The sequence below is a fragment of the Streptomyces sp. NPDC018000 genome (genome assembly GCF_044328025.1).
Classification (GTDB): Bacteria; Actinomycetota; Actinomycetes; order Streptomycetales; family Streptomycetaceae; genus Streptomyces.
Window position 1 is genome coordinate 487,270 of sequence record NZ_JBIRGM010000003.1, and the last position, 15,630, is coordinate 502,899.

The window sequence follows — 15,630 nt, forward strand, 5'->3', positions numbered from 1 at the left end:
CGACGCGGCTGAAGGCCAACGGATTGCCGGATCTGCCCGATCCATCCGATCTATCTGATCTGTCCGGGGGAGTGTGTGCGGTCACGGGAGCGGCGGTCAGGGGCGTGGGGCCTTCTCGCCGTGCACTGCGAGATACTCGGCTGCCAGCCAGGGCGCCAGATCGTCGATGAGCATCGTGAGGACGGCCGGGTCGGCGGAGGGGGTGCGGCCCGTGCGCGCGGCCACCCGCATCTGCTCGATCCGCTCCGGATGGTCCGGGTAGTAGCGGGCGAACACCTCGGCGGACTCCGCCAGATCGCTGGTCCAGCCGCCCCACTGAGGCATGACCAGCGTGAAGCCCGTGCGGACGATGCGGCGGGCGGCGCCGCGGCTGAGGCTCAGGCGCTCGGTGTCCGTGGTGGCCTCGGCGGCTCGCCTGTGCCAGCGCGGGAGCGAGAGGACCAGGTCGCCGTTGGTCTCGCGGGCGAGCAGCGGGGTGGGGCGGTAGCGCGGAAGCTGCACGGCGAGGTCCTCGATGTCGCGCCGGACCAAAGGCTCCGAGGCGTCGGATCAAAGCGGATGCGTACGCGGTTTCCCGCTACGGGCACGCTCTGACCTGCCCCCGCCGTTCCTGTCCGCCGCCCAAGGGTGTCGCCGGTCCGATCGCTCGCAGCGAACGGCGCCGGGGAACAATGGCTGGCTCAGGAGCATTGAGTCTGGATAACTCAACTTGAATGCCGAAGGGGAGATTATGGCTAGCCAGCCCAATGCGGTCACTCCGCTCGCCCTGCCCGTGCTGCCGCTCGACGACGAGGTCGTCCTGCCCGGGATGGTGGTGCCTCTGGACCTGTCCGACACCGATGTACGTGCCGCCGTGGAAGCCGCACAGGCAGCGGCCCGCGAGGGCGGCGGCAAGCCCGAGGTGCTTCTTGTGCCGCGGATCGACGGGGCGTACACCGGCACCGGTGTCATCGGCACCGTCGAACAGGTCGGACGGCTTTCGGGCGGGGACCCGGGCGCGCTCATCCGCGGCCGTGGCCGGGTCCGGATCGGGGCCGGGACCAGCGGACCGGGTGTCGCGCTCTGGGTGGAGGGGACGCGGGTGGACGCGGTCGTCCCCGATCCACTGCCCGGAGCCGCCGCGGAGCTGGTCAAGGAGTACAAGGCACTCGCCACCAGCTGGCTGAAGAAGCGCGGCGCCTGGCAGGTCGTGGACCGGGTCCAGCAGATCGAGGACATCTCCGCGCTCGCCGACAACTCCGGATACTCACCCTTCCTCACCACTGACCAGAAGGTGCAGCTCCTGGAGACCGTGGACGCGGTCGCCCGGCTGAAGCTCGCCATCCAGTGGCTCCGTGAACACCTTGCCGAGCAGGACGTCGCCGAGTCCATCGCCAAGGACGTCCAGGAGGGCGTCGACAAGCAGCAGCGCGAATTCCTGCTGCGGCGCCAGCTCGAAGCCGTACGCAAGGAGCTCGCCGATCTCAACGGCGGTCCTGGCTCCGGCGCGGACGAGTCCGACGACTACCGGGCGCGTGTCGAGGCCGCCGGTCTTCCCGAGAACGTCCGCGAGGCGGCGCTCAAGGAGGTCGACAAGCTGGAGCGTTCCTCCGACCAGAGCCCTGAGGGCTCCTGGATCAGGACCTGGCTCGACACCGTCCTCGAACTGCCGTGGACCGAGCGGACCGAGGACGCGTACGACATCCGCGGCGCCCAGGAGATCCTCGACGCCGAGCACGCGGGCCTTAGGGACGTGAAGGAGCGGATCACCGAGTACCTGGCGGTACGCAAACGGCGTTCCGACCGCGGTCTCGGGGTCGTCGGCGGGCGGCGCGGCGGTGCCGTGCTGGCGCTGGTGGGTCCTCCGGGCGTGGGCAAGACCTCGCTCGGTGAATCCGTCGCACACGCCATGGGGCGCAGGTTCGTCCGCGTGGCGCTCGGCGGTGTGCGGGACGAGGCGGAGATCCGCGGCCACCGGCGTACCTACGTCGGTGCCCTGCCGGGACGTATCGTCCGGGCCATCAAGGAGGCCGGTTCGATGAACCCGGTCGTCCTGCTCGACGAGATCGACAAGGTCGGCTCCGACTTCCGGGGCGATCCGGCCGCCGCCCTCCTCGAAGTCCTCGACCCGGCGCAGAACCACACCTTCCGCGACCACTACCTGGAGGTCGAACTCGACCTCAGCGATGTCGTCTTCCTGGCGACGGCCAATGTGCTCGAAGCCATTCCGGAGGCCCTGCTCGACCGCATGGAGCTGGTCAGGCTCGACGGCTACACCGAGGACGAGAAGGTCGTCATCGCCCGTGACCACCTGCTGCCGCGCCAGCTGGAGCGGGCCGGTCTGGAGAAGGACGAGGTGACGCTCGACGAGTCCGCGCTGCGCAAGCTGGCCGGCGAGTACACCCGTGAGGCGGGCGTACGAAACCTGGAGCGGGCCGTCGCCCGGCTGCTCCGCAAGGTGGCGGCTCAGCACGAACTGGGCGACCGGGAACTGCCGTTCGCGGTCACCGAAGCGGATCTGCGCGGTCTGATCGGACGTCCGCACCACGTCCCGGAGTCCGCTCAGGACCCGGCCGAGCGCCGCACCGCGGTGCCGGGCGTGGCCACCGGGCTCGCGGTGACCGGTGCCGGTGGTGACGTGCTGTTCGTGGAGGCGTCGCTGGCCGACCCGGAGACCGGGGCGTCCGGACTGACCCTCACCGGCCAGCTCGGCGACGTCATGAAGGAGTCCGCGCAGATCGCGTTGAGCTTCCTGCGGTCGCACGGCGCGGAGCAGGAGCTGCCGGTCGCGGATCTGAAGGACCGCGGCGTGCACATCCACTTCCCGGCGGGCGCGGTTCCGAAGGACGGCCCCAGCGCCGGCATCACCATGACGACGGCGCTGGCCTCGCTGCTCTCCGGACGGCTGGTCCGTACCGATGTGGCGATGACCGGTGAGGTCTCGCTGACCGGGCGGGTGCTGCCGATCGGCGGCCTGAAGCAGAAGCTGCTGGCCGCGCACCGGGCGGGGATCACCACCGTGGTGATCCCGAAGCGGAACGAGGCCGACCTGGACGATGTCCCGGCCGAGGTTCTCGATGCCCTGGAGGTCCATCCGGTGACCGACGTCCGCCAGGTGCTGGAGATCACCCTCGCCCCGGCCTCCGCGGCCAGGACCGAGGAGAGGATCCCGGCCGCGGCGTAGGCGCCATGGCGTGACGGGCGTGGTACCACGTGCGCGACCGGTACGGGCGGCCCGCCTCCCCGGCGACGGGTGGGCGGGCCGTTCCGTGTGCGCCGGGCGTTCCCACGCTTCGGGCCGCACGGCTCAAGGGCGGTAGATGGTCCCCGGGACCGGCTCCGCGGGCGCCATCAGCTGAGGGACGGTGACGAAGGTGTAGCCCTCCTCCTTCAGCGCGTCGATGATGCCCGGCACGGCGGGAACCGTCCCCTTGTAGATGTCGTGCAGCAGGATGATGCCGTCCCGGCTCGCCTGGTCCAGGATGCGCTTCTTGATCAGCGCCGAGTCGGTCGTGGAGTAGTCCTTGGCGGTCGCACTCCACAGGATCTGGGAGAGCCCCAGGTCCTTGCTGATGTCCGAGACGGTGTCGTCGGTACGGCCCTGCGGCGGGCGCATCAGGCGCGGCTTCTTGCCGGTGATCTCCGCTATCGCGTCCTGCGTCTTCTCCAGCTCGGCGCGTATCTCGGCGGGCTCACGGTCCGTCAGGATCTCGTGGGTCCAGGTGTGGTTGGCCACCTCGTGCCCCTCGACGGCGAGCCTGCGCACGGTGTCGGGGTGCTTCTTGACGTGGTACTTGCCCAGCAGGAAGAAGGTCGCGTGCACCTTCTTCTCCTTGAGGATGTCCAGCAGGTGCGGGGTGTCCTTGCCGGGTCCCGCGTCGAAGGTCAGGGCTATGCACTTCGCCTTGCGGCAGTCCACCGGGCCGAATGAGCCCTTGGCGTCGGAGCCCGCGTCGCCGCGCGCGGAGGCCGGTGCGGTGGTCTGCATGGAGCAGCCGCTCAGCGTCAGGGTGAGTGCCGTCACAAGAGCGGCGGCCAACCCGGTACCGATCGACTTCGTCTTCATGGACAAGGCGGGTCACTCCTCCGTAGCTGAACAAGGCGCACGGCGTGCGGCAGAGAAGGACTATACATACGGTGTATACGCCGGGTGTATAGAGGGTCTTCGTTGTCGGCTCGGAGGGCGGAATGCCTCGTCAGGGGGCACGAACGGGGCAGAGCCCCGGCGACCGGGTCGCCAGGGCTCTGTTGTGCGAAGCGCCGGACCGGGTGGGTGCGGCACGGGTCGGCTCAGCCGTTGGCGAGAGCCTGTACGCGGTCGTAGGCGCCGTTGAAGCGGTTGTGGTCGCCCACGTACGGGCCGGACTCGGTGTACTGCCACATCGTGTAGTAGCCCCAGCCGGCCGGGAGTTCACCGACCGTGCTGTTGTAGCGGGCCACCCACAGCGGGTTGGTGGCGCCGAAGCTCGCATTGTTGCCGGTGCAGGTCGTCCACCAGCTGGTCGAGGTGTAGATGACCGCGTCGCGTCCGGTGCGTGCCTTGTAGGTGTTCACGAAGTCGCGGATCCAGGACACCATGGCCGACTGGCTCTTCCCGTAGCACTGGTTGCCGTACGGGTTCCACTCGATGTCGAGCACGCCGGGCAGGGTCTTGCCGTCCCTGGACCAGCCGCCGCCGTGGTCCACGAAGTAGTTGGCCTGTGTGGCGCCGCTCGTGGTGTCCGGGGTGGCGAAGTGGTACGCACCCCGGATCATGCCGATGTTGTATGAGCCGTTGTACTGCTGCGCGAAGGAGGGGTTCGTGAAGTACGTCCCTTCTGTGGCCTTGACGTAGGCCCACTTCACGCCGCTGTTCCAGAGCGTCGCCCAGTCGACGTTGCCCTGGTGGCCGCTGACGTCCACGCCTTCGGTCTGGACGGCGCGGGTGTCACGCGGCAGTCCGCCCTGGCCGTCATGGGCGACGACGCCCATGCCCATCGTGGCCGTGCCGCGCGCGGGCTTCTTGGCCGCTGCGGCGGTGTCGTGGGTGCCTGCGGCGCTCGCCGCGCCGGGCAGGGTGAGGAGTAGGGAGAGGGCTGCGAGCAGAGTTCCGGCTGCGGCGAAGCGTGGGCGACGCGATGTTCCGGTTCTGGATCTGAGCACCGGCATGTGAGTGCCTCCGAGGACTTGGTGGGGGGACGTGCTGATCCCAGGGGGGCGTCGGGTGAACGAACCCCTGTCGGCATGTCATGGTGTGAACATGCCATGCATGACGCTACGCACGTAGACCCGTGCCGCGGAAGGGGGGCGTGACACTGCCGTTGGTCTATGCCTGCGAAATACTGGCCAAGCTGCGGCGATGACCAGCGGAGAAAGTAACTTTCAGTGTCGGGAAAGCTTATGAGGGGTGTTGACGTGCACGGGAGCGAAAGCGGTAGTGAACCCGGCGCGACCGGAGAAAATGGTGTGGACCACGCATTCCTAGCGCTGGAGCGGGAGTTGGCCGTCTTTCTGCGCCGTGCGCGCGCCAGCTCCGGGGAAATGGCGCGCGAGGTGCACCCCGAACTCGAGGCTGCCGCGTACGGACTTCTCGTACGGCTGGAGTCGGCCGGACAGCAGCGGGCCACCGATCTCGCGGCCTACTTCGGGGTCGGCAAGGCGACCATGAGCCGTCAACTGCGCGCCCTGGAGGGCCTCGGACTGGTGGCGCGCGAGCCCGATCCGGCCGACGGCCGGGCCGCCCTCGTCCACCTCACCGCCGACGGCCTGGCCCGCTATCGCAGCGTCCGCGACGCCCGCCGCGACCGCTATGCGCGCAAGCTCGCCGACTGGGACCGGGCCGAGGTGGCCGAACTGGCCCGGCTGCTGCATCACTTGAACGCCCGAGCCGAGGACTGACGCCCCGCGCCGGCCCGCCTCTCCCGGTGGGCCGTCACAGCACCGCGTAGACCGCCGTCGCGTCGTCATGGGTCTTGCCGCGGCGCAGGCATGTGCGCTCCCTGTCCGCGTCCTCCAGTGCCCGGACGCGGTCGATCAGTCCCTGTGCGCCTTCTTTCCGGAGCACCTCGAGGCAGTCCGCCCAGTCGCCCTCGCGGAACATCTCGGTCCAGCGGGCCGCCCCGTCGGTCATCGCGGCCACCACCCGTACCTGGCCGAGCGGGGTGCGCCCGGTGACCGCGCGGGCCGCCACGGAGGGGTCGGCGGCGGCGGTGAAGAAGCCGCCCTCCTTGTTGCGTACCTGTGCGTCGGTGATCGCTTCGTCGGCCAGCGAGCCCGGCGGCAGACGGTCCAGCCGGTCGTCCAGGAGAGGGCGCACGGTCCCGTCCGGTGCCTCGAACAGCAGTACGGAATCGGAGAGCACCAAGTGTTCGATCTCGCGTTCGTCCCAGCGCGCCATGACCACGGTCGCCTGCGGCGTCCTCGCGTGAGAAAGGTCACACAGGGTGCGGTGTGCATCGGCGGTGTGCCGGATGGATTCGGCCAGGATCTCCTGGAGGGTCAGATCCCGTCGCGAACCAGACAGTTCGATCAGTGTGCCACCCAGCCGTGCGGTGAACCAGGGGACCGAGTGCACACAACCGTCGTCACCCCGAGGCGGAGTCACTCCGTCGAGCAGGATCAGCGTCCCACCCCGGCCGGAAGCGGGCAGGGCGGTGGCGGCCCAGTCCTCGTTCGGCCGTTCGGCGCTACCGGCGACGGTGGCGAGTTCGATTCGCATACAGCCAGTCTGCACGACGCCTTCACGAGCCCTGCGCTGCCCAGGATTGGCCCGCATCAGCAGGTCAGGCGGATGCCAGGAGCGGAAGGAAAGGCTCCGTGCGGCGTGCGGGTGGGCATCCTGCCAAAGCCTGGGCGGAAGTTCCAACCGACGGTCCAGGTGTGCCGGACGCGCCCCGGGGGGAGAGTTGTTTGTCAACTCCGGAGTGATGTTCACTCGTTCAGGTGGCGGAGTGGTTGATGTGTGCCCCCCTCTCAAAAGCACTGGAATGGTCGGAAGCCGTACCAGGGGTCGGGGCGCTCGTTCACATGTGACCGTGCGTCACCTCTGCTTCAAGGGCGGACGAGTCAAGAATGCGAGCACCGGTGCAGAAGAAGCGGCCTCGGAGCAAGGGCAACAAGCACAGCGGTTCCGGGGTTACGCCTCCGGCACCCGCCGAGAGCGAGGGCACCAGGCGCAGCGTGCGCGTACGCAGTCGGCTGGTTGCCGGTGTCGCGGTCGTCGGTATCACCGTCATCGCGGCGGGCACGCCCGCGGTCCTCAGCGCTTCCGCCGACCTGAACGAGTCGCAGCGGCTGGTCACGCTCGCCGAGCTGAACCAGCAGGCCATCGCGCTCGCCCACGCCCTCGCGGACGAGCGTGACGAGGTCACCGCCTACATCGCGGCCGGCCGAGACGAGGAGTCCGGCCCCAAGGCGGAAGGCAAGGGCGACCCCGGCAGCCGCAGTGCCCGCGTCGACCAGCAGGTGGACGAGATCAGAGACGCGGCCCCGGCCGCACTGCGCCGGGACCTCTCCAGGATTCCCTCCCTGCGCCGCGACGCGCTCAGCGGCAAGGGCACCGCGCTGGAGGCCCATCAGGCGTACTCCGAGGTCATCGCCAAGCTCCACGACCTCGCCGACGAGCTCGCCGAGAAGACCCCGCCGCGCATCGCGGAGTCCACCCGGGCCCCGCTCGCCCTCGGCCAGGCCACCGAACGGGCCTCCGCCACCCGCGGACTGCTGGTCGCCGCGCTCTCCGTGCCCCACGAGGCCACGACCCCGGAGATCGACCCGGCCACCGGGCTGCCCCTCCAGACCCAGGGCGAGGGCGGCAGCAAGGACGACCGCACCCGTGACGAGCTGAGCGCCGCCGCCCAGCAGGCCCGGGTCGGCGAACTCTCCTCACTCGCCGACTTCGACCAGGCCGCGGGCTCCACCGCCCGCGACAAGCTGTCGTCCACCGTCACCGGGCCCGAGGTCAACAGCGCGGAGAAGTACCTCAACTCCCTCACCGACCGCCCCGAGCTGTCGGGAACCGACCAGCAGGCCGACAGCAAGAAGGTCGAGGCGGCACTCTCCGCCCGGATCGACCGGATGCGGAGCGTCGAGTCCGCCCTCGGCACCGCACAGGTCCAGCGCCTGGAGCAGCTGCGCGACGACGACGTCACCGCGCTCGAACTGCGGATCGCGCTGCTCGGCGGCTGTCTGCTGATCGCCGTCGGCGTCTCCACCGCCGTGGCCCGCACCCTCACCCAGCCGCTCGCCGTCCTGCGGATCGGTGCAGCCCGCCTCGCCGCGGAACCCGCCACCGCCGAGCCGGTCCGCTACACCGGCCGCAACGACGAGTTCGCCCAGGCCGTACGGTCCATCAACGCCCTGCACGGCAAGCTGCACGGTCTGCTCCACGAGTTCAACGGCCGCTTCGAGAACCTGGAGACCGAGCGTGCCGAGCTGATCGCCGGACGCGAGGCCCTCAGCGTCCAGCGCGCCGAACTCCAGGTCATGACCTCCGACCTCACCGCCCAGCTGGAGCGGCTGAAGAACACGGTCCACCACACCTTCGTCAACCTCTCGCTGCGCAACCTCGGCCTCGTCGAGCGCCAACTCGGTGTCATCGAGAGCCTGGAGGAGCGGGAAGACGACCCGGAGCGGCTGGCCACCCTCTTCAAGCTCGATCACATGGCCACGGTCATGCGCCGCCACAGCGAGAACATGCTGGTCCTCGCGGGCGCCGAGCACGGCCACGGGCACGCGGGCTCGATCCCGCTGGTCGACGTGTTGCGTGCGGCCGTCTCCGAGATCGAGCGGTACGAGCAGGTCACCATCCAGTCCCTGCCGCCGCACGCCCAGATCGCCGGTTTCGCCGCGGACGACCTCAGCCACCTCGTCGCCGAACTCCTGGAGAACGCGACCTCCTTCTCGCCGCCGGACACCCAGGTCCAGCTCTCGGGCTGGCTGATGGAGACCGGAGAGGTGATGCTCTCCGTCCAGGACGAGGGCATCGGGATGTCCGCCGTACGGATGGGCGAGCTCAACACCCGGCTCGCCGACCCCACGTTGTTCGAGGCGGGGGAGCAGAGTGCGGACGGGGCCGGGCTCGGCCTCCAGGTCACCTCCCTGCTGGCCGCGCGCCACGGCGTACGGGTCCAGCTGCGCGACCACAAGGGCAGTGGGGGGGTCACGGCGGTCGTCGTCCTGCCCCAGACCATGCTGCCGAAGGGCCCATCGGACGCCACACCGCCGCCCGTGAAGATTCCCGGGGACGCGCCCGCGCCGAACTTGCCGGAGTCGTCCGCCGAGGCCAACTCCAACGCACTGCCGGGGCGTACGCTCGCCCAGCCCGGCGACCCGCTGATCGCCGCGGCCGAGCGGACCATCCGCGAGTCCGAGGCCGCTTCCGAGCCCGTGCCGGGGGCCGCTTCCGAGCCCGAGTCCGAGCACGGGCACGGGCACGCGGCGGGCCACGTCCCCGCCCCCGCTCCGGTCGCTGCCGAGGCCGAGGCCGAGACCGAGACCACGATGCAGGTACGGCTCCCGGTGGTTCCGAAGCCCGCGGACGCCCCGGAGTCCACGGCGCCCGACCCGTACACCATCGGCCCCGACCGTCACGAGCGCACCGTCGACGAGTCCCCGGAGCCGTACACCGCGCCGACGACGGCCCCCGCGCCCGTCGCCGAAGCCCTGCCAGGCCCCCGGCAGCCGGAGCAGCACACGCAGCCACAGGAGGAGCGCATCACGGACAAGGGGCTGCCCAAGCGCACCCCCAAGATCGCCAAGCCCACCGAGGCACCCGGAACCGAGCGCAAGGGAAGCCTGGACAAGGAGGTGCTGCGCAGTCGGCTCGGCGGCTTCCACCAGGGCGCGAAGGACGGCCGTCGGGACGTCGAGGCCGAGATCGCCGAGACCACGGCGACCCAGCCGTTCCCCGGGGCCCCCGCACCCGCCGGGCGCTCCGCGCTCACCGAGCACAGTGAGCCGGCCGACCGTAGCGACGGCCGAACCGATGAGACGGGGGACACAGTCGAGGAGGCACGCAGGTGACTGCGCCCAGCACATTGGGGATGAGTACCGAGGCCCGGAACCTTCACTGGTTGCTGAGCAATCTGGTGGAGGAGGTGCCAGGGGTCCACTCGGTCACCGTTGTCTCGTCCGACGGGCTGATGCTGCTCTCCTCCGACCCCGGCCATCTGACCGCTCAGGACGCCGGTGGGCAGGACGGCCCCAAGGGCTCCAGCGCCGACCTGGCCACCATCGTCTCCGGCATCGGCAGCCTCACCATCGGCGCCGCCAAGCTGATGGACGGCGGCGGCGTCAAGCAGACCATGGTGGCCATGGACGAGGGCAGCGTCTTCGTCATGTCGATCAGCGACGGCTCGCTGCTCGGTGTGCACGCCACCCCGGACTGCGACATGAGCGTGATCGCCTACCACATGGCACTTTTCGTCGGCCGAGCCGGACACGTACTCACCCCCGAACTCCGCAGTGAACTGCGCAAATCGATGGAGAGCGCCCAGTGACGCCCGCTGTTGGACCCGCCCCCAAGCTCCCCGTCCGCGGGTCCGACCGAAGGCCGGCACGTGTCCGCCCGTACTCGCTCACCGGCGGTCGCACCCGCTCCGGTCACGTCCTGCTCGTCGAGACGTTCGTCGCCGCGATCGAAGCGCCCGAGGAGCGCCGCGAGCTGACCAACGGCAACCTGGCCATCCGTGTCATGCCGGAGCTCCAGGCCATCGTGGAAATCTGCCGCCGGATGCGTACGGTCGCCGAGATCTCCGCCCTGTTGAAGATCCCGCTCGGCGTGGTCCGGGTGCTGCTCAGCGACTTGGCCGACCAGGGAAAGATCCGCGTGTACGGGACCGGTCACGGCACCGGCCAGCCCGACCGCGCACTGCTCGAAAGGGTGCTCGATGGACTCCGCCGTCTCTGAGTCGCCGCTCTTCGCCCCGCGCCGGCCGGAGGCCAAGGACCAGGCCGAAGAATCGCTGCAGGCCTGGCAGCTGGACCGCACCAGGGCCCCCATCGCCACGAAGATCGTGGTCGCGGGCGGGTTCGGCGTGGGCAAGACCACCTTCGTGGGGGCGGTCTCCGAGATCACCCCGCTGAAGACCGAAGCGATGATGACCCAGGCCAGCGAGGAGACCGACGATCTCTCCGCGACGCCCGACAAGGTCACCACGACCGTCGCGATGGACTTCGGCCGGCTCACGCTCGCCGACGACCTCGTGCTGTACGTGTTCGGCACACCGGGCCAGCAGCGCTTCTGGTTCATGTGGGACGACCTGGTGCGCGGCGCGATCGGAGCGGTCGTGCTCGCCGACACCCGACGGCTCGCCGACTGCTTCCCCGCACTCGACTACTTCGAGAGCTGCGGCCTGCCGTACATCGTCGCCGTCAACCACTTCGAGGGAACACCGGGGTACGAGGCGGAGGACGTCCGGGAGGCCCTGACCGTGCCTCCGCACGTGCCTGTTGTGATCATGGACGCGCGTAACAGGAACACCGTCGTCGAGTCGCTGCTGGCCCTCGTCGGCCACGCCCTCGACGCCAGCCCGGCATAGGAAGGCGCCGAAGATCTCGTCCGGGCTCGCGACGCCCGGCACGCACATCTGCGGCGTTGCCGAAACGGCTTGGTCGCTCCTTCCCTCAGGCTCTCAAGGAGCAGGGGAGGCCCCATCAGAGGCCATCCGGGCTTCTCGCAGCTGCGCGCACCGAACGCCGCTCCCCGATCCGGCCAAGATCTTCAACACCCTCCTGGCTTGCACGCAATACGTAACGGAGAACCGCGATGCGGAAGATACTCATAGTCGGAGCCGGTCAGTCCGGTCTCCAGCTCGCCCTCGGACTGCAGTCCAAAGGGTACGAAGTCACCCTGATGTCCAACCGCACCTCCGACGAGGTCCGCTCCGGCCGGGTCATGTCGACGCAGTGCATGTTCCACACCGCGCTCCAGCACGAGCGTGACTACCAGCTCAACTTCTGGGAGTCCCAGGCCCCGCGCATCGAGGGCCTCGGCGTCTCGGTCGCCGCGCCCGACTCGTCGCGCGCCGTCGACTGGGTCGGAAAGCTGAACGGCTACGCCCAGTCCGTCGACCAGCGCGTGAAGATGGCCGGCTGGATGGAGACCTTCGCCCAGCGCGGCGGACAGCTCGTCATCCACGGTGCCGCCGTCTCCGACCTGGACTACTTCTCCCGCGCCTACGACCTGGTGATGGTCTCCGCGGGCAAGGGCGAGCTGGTCTCCATGTTCGGCCGGGACGCGTCCCGTTCGCCGTTCGACGCCCCGCAGCGTGCCCTGGCCGTCGCATACGTCCACGGCATGGGCCCGCGCCCCGAGCACCCCGATTTCGACGCGGTCCGCTGCAACCTGGTCCCCGGCGTCGGCGAGCTCTTCGTGATGCCGACCCTGACCACGTCCGGCCGTGCCGACATCCTGTTCTGGGAGGGCATCCCGGGCGGCCCGCTCGACGTGTTCCGGGACATCAAGGACCCCTCCGAGCACCTCGCCAAGACGCTGGAGCTGATGGAGCGGTTCACGCCGTGGGAGTACGCCCGCGCCACCAAGGTCGAACTGACCGACGCCAACGGCACCCTGGCGGGCCGCTACGCCCCGACCGTCCGCAAGCCGATCGGCCGGCTGCCCAGCGGCGGTCTGGTGCTCGGCGTGGCGGACGTCGTCGTCGCCAACGACCCGGTCACCGGTCAGGGCTCCAACTCGGCCTCCAAGTGCGCCAACACGTACCTGGAGTCGATCATCGAGCACGGCGACCGGGAGTTCGACGCGGACTGGATGCAGGCCACGTTCGACCGTTACTGGGACATCGCGCAGCACGTCGTGAAGTGGACCAACGCGATGCTCGGCGTACCGCCGGAGCACGTGCTGAACCTGATCGGCGCCGCGGGCCGGCTCCAGCCGGTCGCCAACCGCTTCGCCAACGGCTTCAACAATCCGGCGGACTTCGAGAACTTCTTCTTCGACCCGGAGAAGACCGACGCGTACCTGGCCGAGGTGTCCGGGGCGGCACAGGCCGCCTGACCGCAGCAGTCGGGCCGGGTCCCGTCGGGAATCCGACGGCACTCGGCCCGACTGTCATGTGCGGATGTCACGGACCGGCTGCCTAATGCTGGGGCGCCGACGACGAGCTGTACCCCGCGTCCGAGCCCGAGGACGCTCCCTGCGGGAGCTGTGGCGGCGTGTACGCGGAGAGCGGCGCGCTCCGCGGATCCGGCCGTACGGCACCCAGCAGCGGATTCGACGCCACCGGCGAGACCTTCACCTGCGAGCCGGGCCGTGGCGCCTGCACCACCTGGCCGTTGCCGATGTACAGCGCAACATGAGTGGCCTTCGGGAAGTAGATCACCAGGTCGCCCGGACGCAGTGCGTTCAGCGGCACCTTCGGCAGCTGTCGCCACTGCTCCTGCGAGGTCCGCGGAATGAAGCGGCCCGCCTTCGCCCAGGCCTGCGAGGTGAGCCCCGAGCAGTCGAACGAGTCCGGCCCCTCGGCGCCCCACACGTACGGCTTGCCGACCTGCCGGATCGCGTACTCGACCGCCTCGCCGCCCGCCCGGGACGGAGACCTGGTCGAGGACAGGGACCCGGAGGCTGCCAGGGCGCTCTGAACCTTCGTCATGCCCTGCTGTTCCAGCCGGGACAGCTCGGCGAGCTGCGTGCCGGAGAGTGTGGCCAGCTTCGCCTCGACAGCCTCCAGCCGCGACTGCACCGCGTCCCGCTGCTTCTTCTGCCTGGCGGCCAGGACCCGCTGCCGGTCCAGCACCTTGCGGGACTCGGTCGCCAGGTCGTCGGCGCGCTTCTCGGCGTCGGTGAGCCGCTTCACGGTCGCCGCCCGCCCGGCCGCCGCATGCCGGATCACATGCTCCTGGTTCAGGAAGTGCTCGGGATCGCGGGCCAGCAGAAGCTGCATGTACGAGGAGATGTCGGAATGCCCCTGGTACTGCTCACGCGCCAACTGCCCCGCGTCGTCACGGCTTTCGGACAGCGCGGTACGGGCGGTGACGAGGGAGGCGTCCAGCTTCTTCGCCTGCGCCTTGCGCTTCTTCAGCTCCGCCGCGGTCCTGTTGTACGTCTCGGTGGCCTCCTCGGCCTGCTGGTACAGCTTCTGCAGCTCGGTCAGCAGCTGGGCGACGCTTTTGTTCGCCTTCGCCTTCGTCCCCGTGGCCACGGGTGCGGCTGCTGCCGGCGAGGTTACGACGAGCACGGCCAGGGACGCGGTGCAGACCGTTCGCAGGACTCCGCCTGACATGACATCACCTCCGGTGACGGGGCGAATCCCGGGACTACCCCATGAGTGAGCGCAACGGCTCAATACGGTCACTCGATGTCGTGACAGGCAAGAACCGCACGGCATGGCGGCAGACGTGTTCGCCCGGAAGGCGGCGGTCGGGCGGCCAGGGCGTTTTTCGAAAGTAGCGTCGTCCGCCCCGGCCAGACGGGACTTTCGAAACACGCCCTGGGCCAGGGCGAGGTCGTCAGGCGACCGGGAACGCGTAGAAGATCCGGTCGCGCTGGACCACGGAAGCGGGCTCGCGTCGTCCAGGTCGTCAGACCGGCCGAGCCCCGGCCCGGCCGGGTCCCGCCCCCTCAGCCCGGTTTCGACCAGGGCCACTTGGGGGTGTGCCGCTCACGGCCCTCGGGTGCGTACTCGTACACCCAGCCGCGCGGAATCCCCAGCCGTTTGGAGTGGCCGGCCGACACCCGGCGGTACGCGTACACGGTGGCGGGCCCGCCGTCGGCGGCCGGTACCGGGACCTCGTACCACTTGGGCGGATGGCCGGTCGGACCGACGAGGACGGGCAGTACCCGCCCGTCCAGGGGCCCTCCGGTGAAGGGGGTGTTCTCGCTTCTCACCACCCCAGTCTGACCGATCAATCCTCGGGCAGCAGATGGGCCGCCCCGTCGGCCACCGGGATCAGCCGTTCCGCCAGCCGTCCGGCCGGACCCGCGGCGGTCTCCTGCGGCAGCAGCTCGGCCACCGTCGACGCGGTCGCCGGGTCCGTCGCCGCCGTCGCGGCCAGCACCGCGATCAGCTGGTCGACCAGCCAGTCGCGCAGTTCGGCCGCGGCGGGCTGCTTCCCCTCGTCCAGCCAGATCAGGGACGCCGCCTCGACGGCTGCGATCCAGGTGCGCACCATCATCCGCAGCCGGGGCCCGGGCTCGGCCCCGGCATCCGCGCCGCCCCGGCCCAGGTGCAGCAGGATCTGCTCGGCCGCCGCCCGCCGGACCTCGTCGACGATCGCGGTCGTACGCGAGGTCTCGACGACGCTCCCGCCGCGCAGCAGTGCGCTGAAGCCGGCGTCGTGCCCGTCCACGAAGGCGAGATATCGGTCGAGTACTCGCACCACCCGCTCGGTGGGCGGCCCCACGGGCGGCTCGCTGAAGCACAGGATCAGTTCCTCGGCGGCGGACCTGAGCGCCGCCTCGTACAACTGCTGCCGCCCGCCCGGGAAGTAGCGGTACACGAGCGGACGGGAGACCCCGGCGACCGTCGCCACCTCGTCGAGCGAGACCTCGTCGGGGGCCCGGTGTGCGAACAAGGTGAGTGCCGCACCGAGGAGTTGGGCGCGGCGGGCCTCGACGCTGAGCCTTCGGTATGCACGGGTCGGCGGCACGGCAGCGGTCATGCCATGAAGCCTAATCCCCATCACGGGGGAGGCCGTAAGCGCTCCGAACGGGCAACG

At 70.1% G+C, this 15,630-nt stretch carries 13 protein-coding genes and 1 pseudogene; 7 read left to right on the forward strand and 7 right to left on the reverse strand.

The genetic code is table 11. The features are described 5' to 3' along the window. Window positions 1–96: 96 nt before the first annotated feature. Window positions 97–510 (reverse strand): annotated as a pseudogene (locus ACH4EW_RS10695) (nucleotidyltransferase); the annotation flags it as partial. Between the two features lie 220 nt (window positions 511–730). Here ACH4EW_RS10695 and lon point away from each other — a divergent pair. Further along, on the forward strand, window positions 731–3,163 hold the full coding sequence (lon, locus tag ACH4EW_RS10700; RefSeq protein ID WP_398254254.1) for an endopeptidase La: 2,433 nt from the start codon (window positions 731–733) through the stop codon (window positions 3,161–3,163). Window positions 3,164–3,286: 123 nt separating this feature from the next. Here lon and ACH4EW_RS10705 read toward each other — a convergent pair whose 3' ends face one another. Next, window positions 3,287–4,045, reverse strand: a complete 759-nt coding sequence (locus ACH4EW_RS10705; RefSeq protein WP_398254794.1) for a polysaccharide deacetylase family protein — start codon at window positions 4,043–4,045, stop codon at window positions 3,287–3,289. Window positions 4,046–4,269: 224 nt separating this feature from the next. Further along, complete coding sequence (locus tag ACH4EW_RS10710) at window positions 4,270–5,127, reverse strand: lysozyme (protein WP_398254256.1); 858 nt, start codon at window positions 5,125–5,127, stop codon at window positions 4,270–4,272. Between the two features lie 231 nt (window positions 5,128–5,358). Between ACH4EW_RS10710 and ACH4EW_RS10715 the strand changes: the two genes are divergently transcribed. Continuing rightward, on the forward strand, window positions 5,359–5,856 hold the full coding sequence (locus tag ACH4EW_RS10715; RefSeq protein ID WP_398254258.1) for a MarR family winged helix-turn-helix transcriptional regulator: 498 nt from the start codon (window positions 5,359–5,361) through the stop codon (window positions 5,854–5,856). A 34-nt stretch (window positions 5,857–5,890) separates the two neighbouring features. Here ACH4EW_RS10715 and ACH4EW_RS10720 read toward each other — a convergent pair whose 3' ends face one another. Further along, entirely contained in the window at window positions 5,891–6,676 is a 786-nt protein-coding gene (locus ACH4EW_RS10720; RefSeq protein WP_398254260.1) for a protein phosphatase 2C domain-containing protein, read from the reverse strand. Between the two features lie 365 nt (window positions 6,677–7,041). Here ACH4EW_RS10720 and ACH4EW_RS10725 point away from each other — a divergent pair, with 365 nt between their 5' ends. From ACH4EW_RS10725 to ACH4EW_RS10745, 5 genes are all read left to right on the forward strand, one after another. Then, the gene (locus tag ACH4EW_RS10725; RefSeq protein ID WP_398254796.1) at window positions 7,042–9,978 is read left to right on the forward strand and encodes a nitrate- and nitrite sensing domain-containing protein; all 2,937 of its coding nucleotides are present in this window, start codon (window positions 7,042–7,044) and stop codon (window positions 9,976–9,978) included. Then, window positions 9,975–10,454, forward strand: a complete 480-nt coding sequence (locus ACH4EW_RS10730) for a roadblock/LC7 domain-containing protein (RefSeq protein WP_398254263.1) — start codon at window positions 9,975–9,977, stop codon at window positions 10,452–10,454. The genes ACH4EW_RS10725 and ACH4EW_RS10730 overlap by 4 nt, the downstream gene beginning before the upstream one ends. Then, window positions 10,451–10,864, forward strand: a complete 414-nt coding sequence (locus ACH4EW_RS10735; protein WP_398254265.1) for a DUF742 domain-containing protein — start codon at window positions 10,451–10,453, stop codon at window positions 10,862–10,864. Before ACH4EW_RS10730 ends, ACH4EW_RS10735 begins: the two co-directional genes overlap by 4 nt. Next, window positions 10,845–11,495, forward strand: coding sequence for a GTP-binding protein (locus tag ACH4EW_RS10740; RefSeq protein WP_398254268.1), 651 nt, complete (start codon window positions 10,845–10,847; stop codon window positions 11,493–11,495). The genes ACH4EW_RS10735 and ACH4EW_RS10740 overlap by 20 nt, the downstream gene beginning before the upstream one ends. A gap of 227 nt (window positions 11,496–11,722) precedes the next feature. Further along, the gene (locus ACH4EW_RS10745) at window positions 11,723–12,970 is read left to right on the forward strand and encodes a styrene monooxygenase/indole monooxygenase family protein (RefSeq protein ID WP_398254270.1); all 1,248 of its coding nucleotides are present in this window, start codon (window positions 11,723–11,725) and stop codon (window positions 12,968–12,970) included. A gap of 82 nt (window positions 12,971–13,052) precedes the next feature. On the opposite strand, the gene ACH4EW_RS10750 is transcribed toward ACH4EW_RS10745, so the two are convergent. The 3 genes from ACH4EW_RS10750 to ACH4EW_RS10760 form a co-directional block, all read right to left on the reverse strand. After that, the gene (locus ACH4EW_RS10750) at window positions 13,053–14,195 is read right to left on the reverse strand and encodes an NlpC/P60 family protein (RefSeq protein WP_398254273.1); all 1,143 of its coding nucleotides are present in this window, start codon (window positions 14,193–14,195) and stop codon (window positions 13,053–13,055) included. A gap of 338 nt (window positions 14,196–14,533) precedes the next feature. Beyond that, complete coding sequence (locus ACH4EW_RS10755) at window positions 14,534–14,800, reverse strand: hypothetical protein (RefSeq protein ID WP_398254276.1); 267 nt, start codon at window positions 14,798–14,800, stop codon at window positions 14,534–14,536. Window positions 14,801–14,817: 17 nt separating this feature from the next. Next, entirely contained in the window at window positions 14,818–15,573 is a 756-nt protein-coding gene (locus tag ACH4EW_RS10760) for a TetR/AcrR family transcriptional regulator (protein ID WP_398254278.1), read from the reverse strand. Window positions 15,574–15,630 lie beyond the last annotated feature (57 nt).